General features: G+C 63.7%; 14 protein-coding genes and 2 riboswitches. Of the genes, 6 read left to right on the top strand and 8 right to left on the bottom strand.

Features of this window, described 5'->3' with window-relative positions:
- Nucleotides 1-855 (top strand): methionine adenosyltransferase (metK, locus tag VME63_RS15715; protein ID WP_325434298.1); only part of this gene is annotated, 855 nt, incomplete at its 5' end.
- 324 nt (nt 856-1,179) lie between these two features.
- Here the strand turns inward: metK and VME63_RS15710 are convergent.
- Nucleotides 1,180-2,286: a D-alanyl-D-alanine carboxypeptidase family protein gene (locus VME63_RS15710; protein ID WP_325434297.1), complete on the bottom strand. Its 1,107-nt coding sequence runs from the start codon at nt 2,284-2,286 to the stop codon at nt 1,180-1,182.
- A gap of 405 nt (nt 2,287-2,691) precedes the next feature.
- Here VME63_RS15710 and VME63_RS15705 point away from each other — a divergent pair, with 405 nt between their 5' ends.
- Nucleotides 2,692-4,575 carry an ATP-binding cassette domain-containing protein gene (locus VME63_RS15705; RefSeq protein ID WP_325434296.1) on the top strand — a complete coding sequence of 628 codons (1,884 nt, stop codon included), beginning with the start codon at nt 2,692-2,694 and terminating at the stop codon, nt 4,573-4,575.
- Between the two features lie 326 nt (nt 4,576-4,901).
- Nucleotides 4,902-5,372, top strand: a complete 471-nt coding sequence (locus tag VME63_RS15700) for a hypothetical protein (protein WP_325434295.1) — start codon at nt 4,902-4,904, stop codon at nt 5,370-5,372.
- A gap of 44 nt (nt 5,373-5,416) precedes the next feature.
- Here VME63_RS15700 and ppc read toward each other — a convergent pair whose 3' ends face one another.
- Nucleotides 5,417-8,146: a phosphoenolpyruvate carboxylase gene (gene ppc, locus VME63_RS15695; RefSeq protein WP_325434294.1), complete on the bottom strand. Its 2,730-nt coding sequence runs from the start codon at nt 8,144-8,146 to the stop codon at nt 5,417-5,419.
- Nucleotides 8,147-8,243: 97 nt separating this feature from the next.
- A riboswitch (S-adenosyl-L-homocysteine riboswitch) is annotated at nt 8,244-8,373 on the top strand.
- A gap of 64 nt (nt 8,374-8,437) precedes the next feature.
- Here ppc and ahcY point away from each other — a divergent pair.
- Nucleotides 8,438-9,865 carry an adenosylhomocysteinase gene (gene ahcY, locus VME63_RS15690; RefSeq protein WP_325434293.1) on the top strand — a complete coding sequence of 476 codons (1,428 nt, stop codon included), beginning with the start codon at nt 8,438-8,440 and terminating at the stop codon, nt 9,863-9,865.
- An 87-nt stretch (nt 9,866-9,952) separates the two neighbouring features.
- Here ahcY and VME63_RS15685 read toward each other — a convergent pair whose 3' ends face one another.
- From VME63_RS15685 to metF, 3 genes are all read right to left on the bottom strand, one after another.
- Nucleotides 9,953-10,870 carry a branched-chain amino acid transaminase gene (locus tag VME63_RS15685; RefSeq protein ID WP_325434292.1) on the bottom strand — a complete coding sequence of 306 codons (918 nt, stop codon included), beginning with the start codon at nt 10,868-10,870 and terminating at the stop codon, nt 9,953-9,955.
- 63 nt (nt 10,871-10,933) lie between these two features.
- Nucleotides 10,934-11,512, bottom strand: coding sequence for a DUF4124 domain-containing protein (locus tag VME63_RS15680; RefSeq protein WP_325434291.1), 579 nt, complete (start codon nt 11,510-11,512; stop codon nt 10,934-10,936).
- Between the two features lie 31 nt (nt 11,513-11,543).
- A complete protein-coding gene (gene metF / locus VME63_RS15675; protein ID WP_325434290.1) occupies nt 11,544-12,368 on the bottom strand; it encodes a methylenetetrahydrofolate reductase [NAD(P)H] in 825 nt (274 codons plus the stop codon).
- A 212-nt stretch (nt 12,369-12,580) separates the two neighbouring features.
- On the opposite strand from metF, the gene VME63_RS15670 reads away from it, so the two are divergent.
- Nucleotides 12,581-14,203: an APC family permease gene (locus VME63_RS15670; RefSeq protein WP_325434289.1), complete on the top strand. Its 1,623-nt coding sequence runs from the start codon at nt 12,581-12,583 to the stop codon at nt 14,201-14,203.
- Between the two features lie 53 nt (nt 14,204-14,256).
- Here the strand turns inward: VME63_RS15670 and VME63_RS15665 are convergent, their stop codons facing one another.
- From VME63_RS15665 to metX, 3 genes are read right to left on the bottom strand one after another with little or no spacing between them, the layout of a single operon-like run.
- Nucleotides 14,257-15,342, bottom strand: a complete 1,086-nt coding sequence (locus VME63_RS15665; RefSeq protein ID WP_325434288.1) for a homoserine dehydrogenase — start codon at nt 15,340-15,342, stop codon at nt 14,257-14,259.
- A complete protein-coding gene (gene metB / locus VME63_RS15660) occupies nt 15,339-16,544 on the bottom strand; it encodes a cystathionine gamma-synthase (protein ID WP_325434287.1) in 1,206 nt (401 codons plus the stop codon). Before metB ends, VME63_RS15665 begins: the two co-directional genes overlap by 4 nt.
- Nucleotides 16,545-16,547: 3 nt before the next feature.
- The gene (metX, locus tag VME63_RS15655) at nt 16,548-17,585 is read right to left on the bottom strand and encodes a homoserine O-succinyltransferase MetX (protein WP_325434286.1); all 1,038 of its coding nucleotides are present in this window, start codon (nt 17,583-17,585) and stop codon (nt 16,548-16,550) included.
- A gap of 82 nt (nt 17,586-17,667) precedes the next feature.
- Nucleotides 17,668-17,783, bottom strand: a riboswitch (SAM riboswitch).
- 199 nt (nt 17,784-17,982) lie between these two features.
- Between metX and VME63_RS15650 the strand changes: the two genes are divergently transcribed.
- The gene (locus tag VME63_RS15650) at nt 17,983-18,999 is read left to right on the top strand and encodes a cysteine synthase A (RefSeq protein WP_325434285.1); all 1,017 of its coding nucleotides are present in this window, start codon (nt 17,983-17,985) and stop codon (nt 18,997-18,999) included.
- Nucleotides 19,000-19,358: the final 359 nt, after the last annotated feature.

Below are 19,358 nucleotides of genomic sequence, written 5' to 3'. Positions count from 1 at the left end.
GGCGCCGGCGACCAGGGCCTGATGTTCGGCTACGCCACCAACGAAACCAAGGACTTCATGCCGGCGGCGATCTACTACTCGCACCGTCTCGTCGAGCAGCAGGCCAAGGTCCGCAAGAAAAAGAACTCCCCGCTGCCGTGGCTGCGCCCGGACGCCAAGAGCCAGGTCACGCTGCGCTATGAAAACGGCGAAGCGACCGCGATCGATGCGGTGGTGCTGTCCACCCAGCACGGTCCGGACGTCAAGCAGAAGGATCTGATCGAAGCCGTGCGCGAGCACATCTTAAAGCCCGTGCTGCCGGCCAAGCTGCTGCACAAGAACACCAAGTTCCACATCAACCCGACCGGCAAGTTCGTCATCGGCGGTCCGGTGGGCGACTGCGGCCTGACCGGCCGCAAGATCATCGTCGACACCTACGGCGGCTGGGCCCGTCATGGTGGCGGCGCGTTCTCCGGCAAGGATCCGTCCAAGGTCGATCGTTCGGCCGCCTATGCCGCACGCTACGTGGCCAAGAACATCGTGGCCGCCGGCATCGCCGACCGCTGCGAAGTGCAGGTGAGCTATGCCATCGGCGTGGCCGAGCCGACCTCGATCTCGGTCACCACCTTCGGTACCGGCAAGATCGCCGACGAGAAGATCGAAAAGCTGATCCGCAAGCACTTCGACCTGCGCCCGTACGGCATCATCAAGATGCTGGACCTCATCCACCCGATGTACCAGCAGACCGCCAGCTACGGCCACTTTGGCCGCACTCCGTACGAAGTGAAGGGTCCGGACGGCAAAACCTTCACGGCGTTCTCGTGGGAAAAAACCGACAAGGCCGATGCGTTGCGCGACGACGCCAAGCTCAAGTAAGCCGAACGTTTTCCCTGGCTGCAAGCAAGCCACCAAACGGACCGCGCAAGCGGTCCGTTTGCGTTTAGCGGCGTCGCGCCATGACCAGGGCATCCCGATTCCAGTGGCTTGGGCATCGCATCAGATGTGCGCAAATAACACGCGAAAACCCAAGAAAACCCGGCACGGCGATGGCAGCGAGCGGAAATGTCAGCCTGTCAGGCAGGGCGAACTGCGCGGCCGGCATTCATGGCAATACGGGCCATGGCCTGGAAGGGAGCATCCGATTCGGGCTGACGTGGTGAGCCGACCGCCACCACGCCGGTCCGGCGCAGGACAAACGACTTACTCGTCGTTCTGGGCAGACTTGCGCTTGGCCATCACCGGTTGCGGACAGGCGGCCGTTCCCTTCTTGCGGGCAGTGCAACCGGTGCGCGCCACGGACGCCGCACGCTTGCTGCGCCTGCGGCAATGGCGGCAATGCCGTGCCGCAGCCGGTGTCGGCGTCAACGCCACGGTCTCGGCTTCGGCGCTGGGAATGGGCGAGAGCGCGGCCAGCAGGCGGCGCGCGGTGCCACTGCTGTCGCGGCCGGCCGCCGCGACCAGCACGGCGGGCGTTTGGCGATCTTTGAAGCCATCGTCCAGCAGGCGCGCCATCAGGCGATCGCGAATGCCGGCCGTGCGCCCGGCCAGGACCACGCCGAACAGGCGGTGGCCATCGCGAACCGCGGTGGACGCGAGGTTATAGCCGGCGACGTTGGTGAAGCCGGTCTTCAGCCCATCCATGCCCGGGTAATGGTTCATCAGGTGGTTGTGCCCGCGCACCAGACGACCGCGGAAGACGAACTCCTTGGTCGCGAAGTACTGGGTGTACTGCGGGAAATCGCGATACAACGCCATCGCCAGCGTGGCCATGTCGCGCGCCGTGGTGGTATCGGTGGGATCGGGCAGGCCCGATGCGTTGGCGAAGTGGGTGTGGGTCATCCCCAAGCGCGCGGCCTGGGCGTTCATCATGTCGGCGAAGGCGTCCTCGGTACCGCCGATACCTTCGGCGTCGACGGTGGCGGCATCGTTGGCCGACTTGGTGATCATGCCAAGGATGCAGTCCAGCACCGTGATGCTCTGCCCTGCCCGCAGGCCGAGCTTGGTCGGCGCCTTGCTGGCCGCCCAGGCCGACACGTGCAAGGGCTGGTCGAGCTTGAGCCTGCCGCTCTGCAGCTGCTGGAAGGTGATGTAGAGAGTCATCATCTTGGCCAGCGAGGCCGGATGATTGGGTTGATCGGCGTTGACGTCGGTGATTACCTGGCCCGTGGCCTGGTCGATCACGATCGCCGCATCGCTGGCACGGGCCATGCCCGCAAAGGAAACGCAAAGGCCAGCCAGCACAACGGCCGCCAGCAGACTGCGCAGCCGGGTCCACACCCCTTCTTGCTTTATGGACTTGATGGCCAAACCGGTCTCCTCCACCCCGACAACACGATCCTGCACGCCACGACACTGGGGCACTCCGGCCGCGGCTAGACAATACTTGAATTAACCCAACTAAGTCTATGTTATTTTTGGGCAATTATGTTAAAGAAATGCTGGCCCAGGCCAAAGCCCACCGCATCCGCTCCAGTACTATCGGCGCGGCCAGCATCCTGCTTTAAGGAGGTTTGTCCGGGGACCCGGCGAGAAACCGCACCCGGGCGAGCGCGGCATCCTTCACCATGCGCCGCCGCAAGTACCACCGTAGTGTAACCAAGCGCTCGCAAAATCGGGCGTTTTTTCTGGCCGCGATGCGCAATCTGTTGATGGCTGCGCAATCCATTCACGAGCGTAGCTCATACGCCCTCGCGCATCACTTAAAATAAACCCATGTCCCTGATCCAGCTTCAACGCGTCGATTTCAGCATCGGCGGCCCCCTCCTGCTCGAACACGTCGACCTGTCGATCGAGGCGAACGAGCGCGTGTGCATCGTTGGCCGCAACGGCGAAGGCAAGTCGACCCTGATGAAACTCATCGCCGGCGAGCTGCATGCCGACGATGGCGAAGTGCGCGTGCAAAGCGGCGTGGTGGTCGCGCGCATGCCCCAGGAAGTGCCGCAATCGGCCGCCGGCAGCGTGTTCGATGTCGTGGCCGACGGCCTTGGCGATCTTGGACACCTGCTGGCGCGTTATCACCATCTGCTCGCCGAAGGCGACCTGGACGCGCTCGGCGACGTGCAAAGCCAGATCGAAGCACGGCATGGCTGGGATCTGGATCGCCGCGTCGGTGACGTGCTCACTAAGCTGGAGCTGCCTTCGGAAACGGATTTCGCTGCCCTTTCCGGCGGCATGAAGCGCCGTGTGCTGCTTGCACAGGCCCTGGTACGCAAGCCCGACGTGCTGCTGCTGGACGAGCCGACCAACCATCTGGATATCGAAGCCATCGGCTGGCTGGAAGGTTTTCTCAAGCAATTTGCCGGCGCCATTGTCTTCGTGACGCACGATCGCGGCTTTCTGCGTGCGCTCGCCACGCGCATCGTCGAAATCGATCGCGGACAGCTCACCAGCTGGCCGGGCGACTATGACAACTACCTGCGACGCCGCGAAGAGCGCCTGCATGCGCAGGCGCAGGCCAACGCGCTGTTTGACAAGAAACTGGCGCAGGAAGAGGTGTGGATCCGCCAAGGCATCAAGGCACGCCGCACGCGCAACGAAGGCCGCGTCCGCGCCTTGAAAGCCATGCGGCGCGAACGTTCCGAGCGGCGCCAATTGAGCGGCAACGCAAAAATGGCGCTGGCCAGCGCGCAGGCCTCCGGCAAAAAGGTGATCGAGCTCAAGCACGTGCACCAGGCCTACGACGGCCGGGTGCTGATTGGCGATCTCAGCACCACGATCATGCGCGGCGACCGCGTGGGCATCATCGGCCCCAACGGCGCGGGCAAAAGCACGCTGCTGAAAATCCTGCTGGGGCAGCTGACGCCGCAAGGCGGCGAGGCGGCGCTGGGCACGGGCCTGCAAATTGCCTATTTCGACCAGCACCGCGCACAACTCAACGACACCCTGAACGCGCTGGACAATGTGGCCCAAGGGCGCGAGTACATTGAGCTGAACGGCCAGCGCAAACATATCATCGGCTATCTGCAGGATTTCCTGTTCTCGCCCGAACGCGCACGCGCGCCGATCACGCGGCTATCCGGCGGCGAGCGCAATCGCCTGCTGCTGGCGAAGCTGTTCGCCCAACCCTCCAACCTGTTGGTGATGGACGAACCGACCAACGATCTGGACGTGGAGACGCTGGAACTGCTGGAAGAGTTGCTGATCGATTACAAAGGCTCCTTGCTGCTGGTTTCGCACGACCGCGAATTTCTCGACAACGTGGTATCCAGCACGCTGGTACTGGAAGGACAGGGACAGGTCGGCGAATACGTCGGCGGCTACAGCGACTGGCTGCGGCAGAGGCCAGTGGAACGCTCCGCACCGGAGGCTCCGCAAGCCGCGCCCCAAGCAAGCACCGCCGCCGCGTCCACACCTTCTTCGGCGACCGGCGAGAAGGCAAAACGCAAACTCAGCTACAAGGATGCGCGGGAGCTGGAGCAGTTGCCCGCACGCATCGAAACGCTGGAAGCGGACATCGCGGCGCGAAGCGCGACGATGAACGATCCGGCGTTCTTTCAGCAGGACAACGCCGCCATCCTCAAGGCCAACGAGGCCCTGGCCCAATTGCAACAGGAACTGGACCACGCCTACGCGCGCTGGGCGGAGCTCGATTCCTGACACACTGCCGGGTGGAAGCGCCGTTCATTTGCATCCGCCCATGCTGCTCCGAGTTGATCCGGCCGGGTGAATAGCGCACCGGCGCCATAGCCTTTGCATGGTCCATTTGGCGGGTGGCCGTTCCCGCCTCCGCGCTCCAGCCGCACATAGTTACAGCGCATGCAACTCGCCGGCTCGCTAGATTTTTCGCTGACAGCGCAAGTCGGCCGGCTTAGCGGGATGCGTTCGGGCGTTCATCGATCGGGCGATCCTGCATGCACCGAAAGCTCACTCAGATGCCGTGAAGCGCGCTTGACTCATTCACCACCCTAAACGGCAGGTTCACTATGCGCATCGGCGCCACTCACCCAAATGCTTCTTCGTTGCCAGGCCCCATGTCAGAAGCAGCCTTGCAAACACCCGGCGGACGCATCGCTCCCAGCAGCGTAACCTCGCCCAACGCCTCCGCGGACGGCATGGCGTCCTTTACGCCCAAGGACGCCCGATCGGCCTTGGACAAAGGCATTGTCAGGGCCGTCGATGCGGCGAAGAAGCACCAAATGTCATCGACCGCTGCCGGCAATTTTATCAAAGGCCTTTATAAAACCTACGATTCATTCATGAAAAACCAGCCCGGCGGCAGCTCCGCGACCTCCTGGCCCAAGGAAGCAACGTCCGTCTGGGATAAACAAATTGTCAGGATTGTCGACGCGGCGAAGAATCACCGGATTTCATCCGCTGCGGCCCGCAATTTCATCGAAAGCACGAATAACACCGTAAGCCATTACGTTAAAGCCGCGAGCACCCGAAACCGATAGCGCCCGAGGACGGCCGCCATATCCAGTGGCGCACAGGGCGTGGCTCAGCCTGTATTTTGCAAACCTTGCGCCACGCCGTTGACGCACGCCACCAGTGCACGCAACACATGCTCGTCATGGCGATCGGCCGCGCGCCATCGCTGCAGAAGATCCACCTGCAGCAAACTCATCGGATCGACGTACGGATTGCGCAAGCGTATCGAAATCGACAGCCGTGGATCGTCGCGCAAAAGCTCCTGACTGTTCTTCAGCCGCAACACCCAGTGGCGCGTGCGATCGAATTCGGATTTGATCATCGCGAAGAAGGTGTCATGCAGCGGGCCTGACAGCCTTGAAAAAGCTTCGGCGATATCCAGGTCGCACTTGGCGAGCACCATTTCCACGTCGTTGAGGACATTTTCAAAAAAAGGCCAATCCTGTGCCATGTCCTGCAAGGTCTTCTCGCCACATTGCGCGCAAGCTTGCTCAAGTGCGGTGCCCAAACCGTACCAGCCGGTGATGATGGAACGACACTGCGTCCAGGCAAACACCCATGGAATGGCGCGCAGGTCTTCCACGCCGCGCATGCTGCGACGGCGCGAAGGACGCGAGCCCAGCGCCATCTGCTCGATCACGTCGATGGGCGTGGCGGAGCGGAAGTAGTCCACGAACCCTTCGCGATCGACCAGCTGACGATAAGCGCGCCGACTGTTGGCGGCCAATTCGGTCATCAGCCCTCGCCACTGCACTTCGTGCGGCGCATCCTCGCGCGGACGCAGGCTGGAGCGCAGCACCGCGCCGACCGTTTGCTCCAGATTGCGCAGCGCCAACGCGCGGATACCGTATTTGCGATGAATCACCTCGCCCTGCTCGGTAACGCGCAACACACCGCCTACCGATCCGCGCGGCGAGGACATCAAAGCCGGCGTGATGCGCGCGCCGCCGCGACTGGCCGAACCGCCACGACCATGAAAAAACGCCAGGTGGATGCCGGCCTGGTGCGCCACGTCGAGCAATTCCATCTGGGCGCGCTGCAAGCCCCAGCGCGAGGCAAGCGTGCCGCCGTCCTTGCCGCTGTCGGAATAGCCGAGCATCACCCATTGCCGATCGCCGCGCGCGCGCAGATGGGCGCGATAAACCGGATCATCCAACAACGCGCGCAACGTGCCGGGCGCGTTCTGCAGATCGTCGACGGTTTCGAACAGCGGCGCGATGTCGAGCGGCACATGCGTGCCGTGCCCGGCGCCCTCCCTGGATGCCTCGACAAACTCACCGTAGCGGGCGAGCGCCAGCACCGCCAGCACATCGGCGGCCGAGCGCGCCATGCTGATGATGTACAAACCGATTGCATCCGTGCCATAGCGGCCACGCGATGCGTGCAAGGTCGCAAATACCGCACGCAGCGATTCCGCCTGCGCGTCGTCGTTGTGCTTCAACGCCTCCTCGCCGCTGGCCAAGGGACGAAGCCTGCCCACACGTTCGGATGGCGTGCGCCGCGTCCAGCCTTCGTCGCCCAGCAGGGCAGCCAGCGCATCGTCGTGCACGCGCGAATCCTGGCGCACATCCAGGCGCGCAAGATGAAATCCGAAGGTGCGCACGCGCCAGATCAGGCGGCGTACTGCGTAAGCGCCCGCATTCAAGCCGCGATGATCGATCAAACCGTGCACGATCAGCAGCAGATCGTCGAGCAATTCGCCGGCTGTCGCATAGCCTTCCGGGTGGCCGTCTTCAAGCGTCTGTTCCAGTCGCGCTCGGATCAACGTCAGCAGGCAACGATAAGGCATGTCCGCGTGGCGCGGACGAATGGCCGCGGCGGCGCGCGGAAACTGTTCCCGATACGCGGCCAGGCGTTCGAGCAGCGAGGGGTCGAAATCGATCCAATCGTCGGTTTGGCTCAACAGTCGCGCCAGACCGTCGATGTCCGCGATGTAGTGTTCCAGCACGTGCGCACGCTGGGTGGCCAGGCTGTTGGCGATGGTCTCGGCACCCACGTTGGGATTGCCATCCATGTCACCGCCCACCCAGGTAGCGAAACTCAGCAAGCGCGGCAAAGGCACAGCCACGCCGTAGACGTCCTGCAATGCATCGGCCAGCGCTTCGTAGAACGCCGGCACGATGCGATAAATCGGATTGGCCAGGTAAAACCCGACGTGATGATGCTCGTCCTGCACACTGGGGCGGACAGGCGAAGCCTCGGCGGTTTGCCAGCCGGCGGACAAGGCCATGTAGATGCGATCGTCGTCTTCCTTGCATTCCTGCGGCGTACGCGTGGGATCGAAGTTGTCGACCAGGGCGCGCACGATCGCCTGCTCCTTTTCCAGCAGCGAGCGACGGATGGCTTCGGTGGGATGCGCGGTGAACACCGGCTCCACCTTGAGCTTGTACAGCCATTGCAGCAGTTCGTCCGCGCCGACGCCTTGTTCTTTCAGTTTTTGCAGCACGTCCAGCAGCGATTCGGGTTGCGGCGCGCTGCCCTCGCGTTGATAGTCGCGCCGGCGGCGGATGCGATGCACGCGCTCGGCCGTGTTGACTGCCTGGAAGTAAGCCGCGAACGCGCGCGCCAGCGCCTGGGCGACTTTTGCGTCCAATCCGGCCAGCGACTGGGCCAGGTCGTCGACCGCGCGTCCCTCGCGCCGCCGCCGGATCGAGGCGGTGCGCACGTGCTCGACCCGCTCGAAGAAGCCCCTGCCCTCCTGTTCGGCCAGCATGCGGCCCACCATCGCGCCCAATCGATGCACGTCCTCGCGCAGCGGGCCATCGTGGGGAAGAAATTCTGGGTCGCGACTGGCTTCCATGGGGCCTCCGAGCGTGGACCCCCTAGCCTACCCAATTTGGGAAGATCTGCCCGTTCCAAGTCGTCATAAGCACGGTTCTGAGGCTAGAATGGGGGCCTTCCCCGAGGGGCGCTGCGACTGCATTGGACGCGGATCCTTCCGCAAGCGCCTGCACCTGAAGCGTGCAGACGCCATACCAAGACAGCCAGGCTCGGTGGATGCTTCGACTGCAACGGCGCTCATGATGCGAAGTTCTCGCGTCGATCCGGCTTCGATGCCGGATTCCCCCCATGAGACCCGGAGACATCCTCAATGAATGCTGTCACGAAAGACACCACGCACGACTACAAGGTCCGCGACATCGCGCTGGCCGACCTGGGCCGCCGCCGCATCCGCATGGCCGAGGAAGAAATGCCCGGCCTGATGCAGATCCGCGCGCGCTACGCCCAGACCAAACCGCTCAAGGGCGTGCGCCTGTCCGGCTCGCTGCACATGACCAAGGAAACAGCGGTACTGATCGAGACGCTGTCCGCGCTCGGCGCCTCGGTACGCTGGGCCTCGTGCAACATCTTCTCCACCCAGGACGACTGCGCCGCGGCGGTTGCCGCCGCCGGCATTCCCGTCTTCGCATGGAAAGGCGAGACGCTGGAAGAATATTGGGACTGCACGCTCGACATGCTCACCCACCCGGGCATGAAGGGCCCCGAGCTGATCGTGGACGACGGCGGCGACGCGACGCTGCTGATCCACAAGGGCGTGGACATGGAAAACGGCGACGACTGGGTCAACACACCCAGCGGCAACCATGAAGAACAGGTCATCAAGGATCTGCTCAAGCGCACCGCCAAGGAGCGCCCCGGCTTCTGGAAGAAAGTCGCTTGCGAATGGAAGGGCGTGTCGGAGGAAACCACCACCGGCGTGCATCGCCTGTATCAGATGATGGAAGCGGGCAAGCTGCTGGTGCCGGCGATCAACGTCAACGATTCGGTCACCAAGAGCAAGTTCGACAACCTCTACGGCTGCCGCGAATCGCTGGCCGACGGCATCAAGCGCGCGACCGACCTGATGGTTGCCGGCAAGGTGGCCGTGGTGTGCGGCTACGGCGACGTGGGCAAGGGCTGCGCGCACTCGCTGAAGGGCTTCGGCGCCCGCGTGATCGTCACCGAGATCGATCCGATCAACGCCCTGCAGGCCGCGATGGAAGGTTTCCAGGTCACCACGCTGGAAGACACCCTCGGCGTGGGCGACATCTATGTCACCACCACCGGCAACAAGGACATCATCACGCTTGAGCACATGGCGGCGATGAAGAACAACGCGCTGGTATGCAACATCGGCCACTTCGACAACGAGATCCAGATCGATCGCCTGAACGCCGCCAAGGACGTGACGCGCGAAAACATCAAGCCGCAGGTGGATCGCTACACTTTCAAGACGGGCCGCAGCATCTACATGCTGGCCGAAGGCCGCCTGGTGAACCTGGGCTGCGCGCATGGCCATCCGAGCTTCGTGATGTCCAACAGCTTCTCCAACCAGACGCTGGCGCAGATCGACCTGTGGACGAACAAGGACAGCTACCAGAAAACGGTCTATCGCCTGCCCAAGAAGCTCGACGAAGAGGTCGCCCGCCTGCACCTGGAGCAGATCGGCGTGAAGCTGACCAAACTCACCCCGGAACAGGCCGCTTACATCGGCGTGCCGGTGGAAGGTCCGTACAAGCCCGATCACTATCGTTATTGATGTACGGAGCCCTTCCTCCCAAGGGGAGAAGGAGCAAAACAAAAAGGGCGCCATCGGCGCCTTTTTTTGTACGTCGCAGCCGACGACTCAGACCGGTTCCAGCCAGCCCCACTTGTCCTGGGTCTTGCCGTTAAACAAGCCGAAGTAGAGCTCCTGCAGGCGACGCGTGACGCGCCCGGCCTTGCCGCTGCCAACCTGCTTGCCGTCGATTTCGCGGATCGGCGTGATTTCGGCGGCGGTGCCGCACATCAGCACTTCATCGGCCAGGTAGAGGTATTCGCGCGGGATGTCGCGCTCAACTACGTCGATGCCGTCTTCGCGCGCCAGCACCTTGATCGTGTCGCGCGTGATGCCGGCAAGAATGGAGGCGCTCGCTGGCGTCGTATGCAGCACGCCATCGAACACCAGGAACAAATTCTCGCCCGCGCCTTCACTCAACAAACCGCTGGAGGCCAGCGCGATACCTTCGCCAAAGCCGAGCCGGCGCGCCTCGCGCGCGATCAGCTGTCCGGAAAGATAATTGCCGCCTGCCTTGGCGCCGGCGGGAAGGGTGTTGGGCGCAAAACGCTGCCAGCTTGACACGCACGCGGTAATGCCCACTTCCAGCGCTTCGGGCCCAAGATAAGGACCCATCGGCCAGGTGGCGACGGCAACGTCGATCGGCGTCTGCGCGGACAGGCCGAAACCACCCAGGCCGCGATACGCCACGGGGCGCAGGTAAGCGGCGCTGAACCCGTTCTTGCGCACGATGTCGCGGCAGGCCGTGGCCAGTTCATCCTGCGTGTAAGGCAGCACCATGTCGTAGATCTTGGCCGACTGGTACAGGCGCTTGAGGTGATCGGTCAAACGGAAAATCGCCGCACCCTCCGGTGTGGCGTAGCTGCGTATCCCCTCGAAGATCGACGAGCCGTAATGCAGCGCATGCGACATGACGTGTGCGGTAGCGTCCTTCCACGGTTTGACGACGCCGTTCTGCCAGATCCATTCGGGGTACTGCTGGGTCATGGGGGATTCTCCGGTGGGGACCGCCCATGATACCGCCTAGGGACTACATACGCCTGGGAATACTTACTCTTGCGGACGCAGCCATAAGCAGCCGTCGTGGTGCACGACGTCGAAATAGGTGTCCTGGGCGGCGCCGCTGCCGTCCTCGGCCTCGGTTCGCACCATTAAGGTTTCGCCGTCCGCGGGGCTCGGACGGGGTAGCGCCGTCGACGCCGGCGGGGGCGCATCGGACGAGCCTGCCGAGGCCGGGTTCGCCGCGACATCGAGCAGCGGATGCGCCATCAGCCGGTTGAACAGCTGGATATCGGCCACCACCGTGGACTGCCCGTCGCCGTCCCACAGCGTCAGGCCGGCAAGACGGTTGGCATTGCGCACCGCGAAAGCATCGACCACCGCCTGCTTCAATTGCTTGAGGTCCGCCGCGCACAGCACGGCCGGTGGCTGCGAGGGCGTGCCGCCCGGGGCAGCTACCGCCACGCTGGAGGTGGGGGCGGGCGGCACCACGGGTTTGGCGTCGATGTCCGAACAGACCCGGTCCGTGAATACCGGCACGCCACCGGCCCCCAGGCAGCGATGAATATCGTCCTGCGCCCGTACGGCGCCGGTGGCGAGCAGAAGCAGTAGCAAGAAGAACAGGCGCATCGGGCAAGCATAGCCCGATGGCCCGGGGCGATCAGCCAAGCTGGTCGAGTACCGCGCGCGTCGCTTTGGCGCGATTGAGCGTGTAGAAGTGCAGCCCCGGCGCGCCACCCTCCAGCAGGCGGCGGCACAGCTGCGCCACCACGTCGGCGCCCAGCGCGCGGATCGACTCGACATCGTCGTAATAGGCCTGCATGCGCTTGGTCATCCAACGCGGAATTTCCGCGCCGCAGGCATCGGAGAAACGCTTGAGCTGGGCGTACTGCGAGATCGGCATGACGCCCGGCACGATCGGCACCGTCACGCCAAGCTTGCGTACGTCCTCGACAAACCGGAAATACGCGTCAGGGTTAAAGAAATACTGTGTAATCGCACCGTCCGCCCCGGCGTCAACCTTGGCCTTGAAGTGACGTAGGTCAGCATGCACGTCCTCGGCCTGCGGATGCATTTCGGGGTAGGCCGCGACTTCGACATGGAAGTGATCGCCGCTGTGTTCGCGGATGAAGTGCACCAGTTCGCTGGCGTAGCGAAAATCGCCCGGCGTGGCCATGCCCGAAGGCAGGTCGCCGCGCAACGCCACGATGCGTCGATATCCAGCGGCCCGGTAGCTGTCGAGCAATGCGGCGATCTCGGCCTTGGTGCCGCCCATGCAGGAAAGATGCGGCGCCACTTCCAATCCGTGCTGCTGGTGCAGGCGCGCGACCGTGTCGCCGGTATAGCTGAGGGTGGAGCCGCCGGCGCCGAAGGTCACCGAGACGTATTCGGGTTTCAGGGCCTTCAGCTCCTTGGCGGTGCGATCCAGCTGGGCACGCTGCTCATCGGTCTTGGGCGGGAAGAATTCGAAGCTGATTGCCGGCATTGCTCGGGGTCCTTGGCGACGATGCGGGCAAGTATATATCTCTTATTCGGGATGAAGCGATATATATCGTACTGTAACCAGCAAAATCGCAGGCCGACGCCAAGGCCATACGCCACGCCGGGGCACCGGCCGGCTTACATCGCCTGTATGGGTCTGTCATCATCGCCCGCTTATGCCGCTGAGGGTGGCTTGTTCCATTTCAGGGAATCTGCATGTCTTCTAACTCCATCCATCGCGAAGTCGGTCCCATCGCCCTGATGATGACCGGCCTCGGCTCGATCATCGGATCTGGCTGGTTGTTCGGCGCGGCGCGCGCATCCAGCCTTGCCGGCCCAGGCGCGGTCTGGGCCTGGGTGCTGGGCGCGGCGATCATCATGACTATCGCGCTCACGTATGCAGAACTTGGCGCCATGTTTCCCGAATCGGGCGGCATGGTGCGCTACAGCCACTATTCGCATGGCTCGCTGGTAGGCTTCATTGGCGCATGGGCCAACTGGATCGCCATCGTTTCGGTGATCCCGGTGGAGGCGGTGGCGTCGGTGCAATACATGCACCACTGGCCATGGGCATGGGCGCACGGCCTTTCCACGCCGCTGGGCAATGGCCAGGTGGAGTTGACCCTCCCCGGCCTGGCCATCGCCGGCGCGCTGGTGCTGGTGTATTTCCTGCTCAATTTCTGGAGCGTGAAGCTGTTCGCGCACTCCAACACCGCGATCACCACGTTCAAGCTGGTGGTGCCGGCAGCCACCGGCATGCTGCTGATCGCCAGCGGCTTCCACAAGGAAAACTTTTCCGTCGGCATCCATGGCGACGCGCATGCGATCGACTTTCCCGCCATCCTCACCGCGGTGACGACGGCAGGCATCGTCTTCAGCTTCAATGGATTCCAGAGCCCGGTGAACCTGGCCGGCGATGCGCGCCATCCTGGCCGCAGCATTCCGTTTGCGGTGGTCGGTTCCATCAGCATTGCCGCGGTGATCTACGTCATCCTGCAGCTGGCCTACATCGGCGCCGTCCCTCAGGAAATGCTTGCCAAGGTGGGCTGGCATGGCCTGGATTTCTCTTCGCCGTTCGCCGATCTGGCCGTCATCCTCGGGCTGCAGTGGCTGGCCGTGCTGTTGTTCGCCGACGCAGTGATCAGCCCGAGCGGAACCGGCATTACCTACACCGCCACCACCGCACGCATGCTCTATGGCATGGAGCGCAACGGCACCCTGCCCAAGGTGCTTGGCCGGCTGCATCCGAAGTGGGGCGTTCCGCGCCCGGCCATGTGGGTGAACCTGGTCGTGGCTTACTTCTTTCTCTACTGGGGACGGGGCTGGGATTCGCTGGCCGCGGTGATCGGTGTGGCCACGGTCATCTCCTACCTCACCGGCCCGGTGAGCGCGATGACCTTGCGCAGAACCGCGCCGAACATGCATCGCCCGCTGCGCATTGCAGGTCTGCCGATACTCGCCGGCGTCGCCTTCATCATGGCCACCGAGCTGCTGTACTGGGCGACCTGGCCGTTGACCGGCCAGATCATCCTGCTGATGGTCGTGGCGCTGCCGGTTTATCTCTATTACCAGGCGAAGGCGCAGTGGCACGACATCGGCCGGCAGCTGCGCGGTGCGTGGTGGCTCATCGCCTATCTTCCGACCATCGCGGCGCTCTCCTGGGCCGGAAGCGCGCAGTTCAAAGGGCACGGCTACGTGCCCTACGGCTGGGACCTCGCACTGGTGGCCGCGGTGGGCCTGTTCTTCTACGTGTGGGGCGTGAAGTCCGGCTGGCGCACGCCGTCGGTGGAGGCGGCCGAGCAGGAAGCGCTGGGCAATCCGGACGATTCGTCGCACTAACCGCGTAACGGCCTTTCAAGCGAGGGTCGCGCCATGCGTGCCCTCGCTCGGATTCAGTGCAACGACAATATGTCGCCTAACAGGGCCTGCGCCGTCACTTCCGGACCGGCACCCGGGCCTTGAATCACCAGCGGCTGCGTGTGATAGCGCGTCGTGGTCAACGCAAATTGATTATCCGTGCCGTAAAGACGCGCGGCCGGATGCGTCGGCGGCACTTCCGTCAGACCGACTTTTGCCCGGCCACGCTGATTGAGTCGCGCCAGAAAACGCAACACGTTGCCGCGGGCGCGTGCCGCCTGGTGCAACGCGGCCAGTGGCTCGTCCAATGCTTCCAGCCGATCCAGGAATGCATCGGTGGATATCTCGCGCAGGCTCTCCGGCACCAGGCTTTCCACCAACACCTCGTCGCTGCCGAGCGCGAAACCCGCGTTGCGCGCAAGGATAAGCAACTTGCGCGCGACATCTTCGCCAGAAAGATCGGCGCGCGGATCGGGCTCGGTGTAGCCAAGCTTGCGCGCATCGCGCAGCAGCGCCGAAAACGGACGGCTACCGTCATACTGGTTGAACAGATACGACAGCGACCCGGAAAACACACCCTCCAGCGTCAACAGACTGTCGCCGCAATCGCAAAGCCGACGCAGTGTGGAAAGCACCGGCAACCCGGCCCCTACCGTTGCCGAATCGCCATAACGACCGCCCGCCATACGTGCCGCCTGCAACGCCCTCCATCCGGAAAGCTGACCGCCGGCCAGCGACTTGTTGGCGGTAACCACGTGATAGCCGCGTGCAAGCCATTGGGCGTGGCGCAATGCCAAATCGGTCGAGGCGGTAGCATCCACCACCACCTTCACCGCCGCGTCATGCCCATCCAATGCGGCCAGCAAGGCTGCGTCGTCGCGCACCGCGCCTTCCCGCTTGAGCCGCTCGCGCAGATCGCGCGCGGCAAGTTGGGCCGGCTCGGTCTGCTGCATGCGCGAGTTCGCGGCACCGACCAGATGCAAGCGGCTTCCCACCGGCGTACAGAGCAACTTGAGAAACGCGCCGCCGACGACGCCCGTACCGAGCAAAACCAGCGCCACGTCGGGCCTCGCCGCCTGCGCTGCCCGGGTGCCGTGCGCCTGGGCAAGCACGGCGCTCATGCGGTCACCCTGCGTTTGGACGTTCCGTCGACCGCCTGCGCACGCCCTAGCGCGGCATCCAGATCGCGCAACAAATCGCCGCCGTCCTCGATGCCAATCGACAAGCGAAGCAAGGTATCGGCAATGCCGGCCGCGTGGCGCGCCTGCGGCGTCATCGCCGCGTGCGTCATCGATGCCGGATGCGCGATCAGGCTTTCCACTCCGCCCAACGATTCGGCCAGCGAGAAGTACTGCAAGCCATCGACAAACGCCTCGATCTGTGCGACGTCGCCATGCAATTCAAAGCTCAGCATGGCGCCGAACCCTTGCTGCTGGCGCGCTGCGAGCGCATGGCCCACATGCTGCTCCAGCCCCGGGTAATACACCTTGCGCACCGCGTCGTGCCGATCGAGCTGCTGTGCGACGCGTTCGGCGTTTTCCTGATGCTGGCGCAACCGCACACCAAGCGTGCGCAGACCGCGCAGGGTCAGGAAGCTGTCGAACGGCGCCCCGGTAAGGCCATTGCAGTTGGCCCACCATTTGAGCTGCTCGAACACAGCCGCGTCGCGCGCCACCACCGCGCCGCCGACCACATCGCTATGCCCATTGATGTACTTGGTGGTGGAATGCACGACCACATCGGCACCCAGGGTCAACGGTTGCTGCAACGCGGGCGAAAGAAAGGTGTTGTCCACCACCACCAGCGCGCCCACCGCGTGCGCGGCCTGCGCGACATGGCGGATGTCGGTGATCCGCAGCAGCGGGTTCGACGGCGTTTCCACCCATACCAGCGAAGGCTTTTCAGCCAGACCTTCGGCGAGCGCATGACTGTCGGTGAGATCGATGAAGCGCACTGTGAAGCGCCCCTTCTTTGCCCACGCATCCAGCAGGCGCCACGTACCGCCATAGCAGTCGTGCGCGGCGAGAAGGGTCGAGCCGGCCGGCACCAGTTCAAGCGCGACCGCCACGGCAGCCATGCCGCTGGCCGTGATTACGCCGCCGGCGCCCTGCTCCAGTTCGGCCAGTGCATTGCCGAGCAAATCACGAGTGGGATTGCCGCTGCGCGAGTAGTCGTAGGCGCGCTTGCCGCCCAAGCCGTTGAAGCTGTAGTTGGTCGACAAATGCAGCGCCGGCACCACCGCGCCGTGCTGCGTATCCGATTCAATGCCCGCGCGCACGGCGCGTGTGCTGGCAGCGGTTTGATTCACAACGTCGGCACACATGATTCAGGCTCCACAACGGCTGGGAATGACTTGGCGCAGCAGTGGCGCCAATTGCTGGGTTTCTTTCAGAAAGGCATCGTGCCCATACGGGGAGTCGATCACTTCCAGGGTCGCCGCGCCGCGCAGGCGGCGCTGCAGCTCGCACAGGTCGGCCAGCGGCACCAGACGATCGGAAGGAAAGCCGATCAACGTGGCGGGAACGTTGACCGCTTCGGGCGCCACGTCGTGCAAATCGATCGACTCCGACAACGCCAGGAAACGCTCAAGATCAAAGCGCTGCACGAAGCGGTGACCGGCGTGCTCAAGATAATCTTCCACGGGAAAGTGGAATCGGCCCTCGCGGTAATCCGGCGTGCTGGTAAAGCGGCGCGCAAATTCCTCGCTGCCGCGATAGGTAGTCATTGCCAATTGGCGTGCAAGCGACAACGCCTGCTCGACCTGTCCGGATGACTGGCCAAGGCGAAGGATCTGACGCTGGATGGCACGCTGCGCGGTCGACAGCGGATGGGCGCGATGCGCTCCGGCAAGCAGGACGAGCTTGTCGACTTTGTCGGCATGGCGCGCGGCATACGCCAACGCCACCATCGCACCGTAGGACGAGCCGACGAACGCTGCGACACGGCCGATGCCAAGCGCATCGACGAGCGCGGCCAGCGCATTGGCCTGGTCTTCACTGGAGATAGCGCGCGGTGCATGTTCGAAATCGGCCGGCGTCAACCAATCGATGCTCAGCACGCGGCACTGCGTCAGATCGATGGCTTGGCCATTGCCCACCAGCTCCGACCACCAGCCGGCATCGCCCTGTTCTGTCTGCGCGACGAAGCGATCCGCGGAAATGCCGCCCTGCACGATCACCGTGGGCGCATCGGCCGCACCTACCCACTGGTAACGCACGTTAACCGTGCCGGCGCCATGACCGTACTTTGGCTGCAGGCTCAAGCGACGGCTGCTGCGCTGCTCGGTAAGCGCGGTGCGTGCGTGCAATGGCACGACCACGGCGGTATGACGCTCTTCGGAAGTGGAATTGGCGAGGTGCGGCATCTTGGTTCTCCGATTGCATCGCCCTGCGGAGAACCTGCGAGGAGTTGCCGTCAAACCCACCACGCTGCGCGTGGTTGACGACATCCCATCTACCGGTCGGCGCCGTAGCGCCCCGCAGGAGTTGGCACCGTTGCAGGGTCGATTCTGCAGGTTGCCCCGGCTTCAAAGGGCCTGTCCCTCAGCCGGTCTCGATGAGTGGAATCGACTATACAGATGCGCTTTTTTTCGGTCAATGGACGTTTAGACGTCTAAACGTAAAAACACCTCGAAATGACCGAAGATCGCTGGCTTATGGGAAATGACCATATGCCCGGACAACCGTTCCGGCGGCTTAGATGGCAGGCTACCGCACCTGGCGCTAACCTTTCGCCGCCCCCTGAATCCGACCCTCCCGCACATGAGCGCCATACCCGATCTATCCACCGCCGTCGGCCATACCCCCCTCCTGCGCCTGCGCCAGGCCTCGGCGCTGACCGGCTGCGAGATCCTTGGCAAGGCGGAATTTCTCAATCCAGGGGGATCGATCAAGGACCGCACGGCGCTTGGATTGATCGTCGATGCGGAAAAAAGGGGGCTATTGCGCCCCGGCGGCACCATCGTGGAGGGCACGGCGGGAAACACCGGTATAGGCCTGGCCCTGATTGGCGCCAGTCGGGGGTACCGCGCAGTCATTTTCATGCCCGACACGCAAAGCCGCGAAAAAATCGACGCGCTGCGCGTCGCCGGGGCCGAGGTTCGCCTGGTTCCGGCCGTACCATTCAAGGATCCGCGCCATTACGTGCATCTGGCGCGGGCGTACGGCGAGAGCCTGAACGAAGCCGCCCCCGGCAGCGCCTGGTTCGGCAATCAATTCGACAACACGGCCAATCGCGACTGGCATGAGGCGACCACGGCTGCCGAGATCTGGGAACAGACCTCCGGCCGTGTCGATGGCTTCGTCTGTTCCGCAGGGACCGGGGGAACCCTTGCAGGCGTAGGTCGCGCGTTGAAGTCGCGCAAGCCGGCAGTACAGATCGCGCTTTCCGATCCGGCCGGGTCCGCGCTCGCCAACTACATCAACCACGGCGAGCTGGTCGCCGAAGGCAGTTCCATCAGCGAAGGCATCGGCTCAAGCCGCGTCACCGCGAATTTTCAGGATGCGCCCATCGATCTGGCCTGGTCGATCCCCGATCAGGAGTCGGTTCCGCTCTTACATGAGCTGCTACGCGAAGAGGGGTGGTGCGTGGGTGGGTCCAGCGGCGTGAATCTGGCCGGTGCCATTCGACTGGCGAAGGCATTAGGACCGGGGCACACCATTGTCACCGTCCTCAGCGATGCGGGCACGCGTTATCAGGCAAAACTGTTCAATCCAGCTTTCTTGAGAGAGAAAGGCATCCCGGTCCCAGGGTGGCTCGATCGCGCATTTCCGAGCTGATCCAGCGCGCGGAGTCTTATCTGCGGGGGTGGGGATTCCTTATGGCCCGTTCGATACGGCACGCACAAATCGTGCGAGGGCTTGCGTTTATCGCGACCTTATTAACGCCTCGGCTATGGCTTCTTTAGTAGCCGATCCGAAGCTGCATGATAGGCGATAAGGGGGTGCCGGTAGTGCGGCTGGGCGGCGGCGGTGCTTGGGGTGCGTGTCTGCGCGGGCCGGCGGGCGGGGCCTTTTGCCGGGCCCCTAAAGCCAAACGCCTTCCGGTGAGGGAAGGCGTTTGAAGGATAAAGCCCCTGGCGGTGACCTACTCTTGCATGCAAGTGCACACTACCATCGGCGCAGCTGCGTTTCACTTC

This window comes from Dyella sp. (assembly GCF_035503745.1).
Taxonomy (GTDB): domain Bacteria; phylum Pseudomonadota; class Gammaproteobacteria; order Xanthomonadales; family Rhodanobacteraceae; genus Dyella_B.
This window is presented reverse-complemented; position numbering and strand designations above follow the sequence as displayed.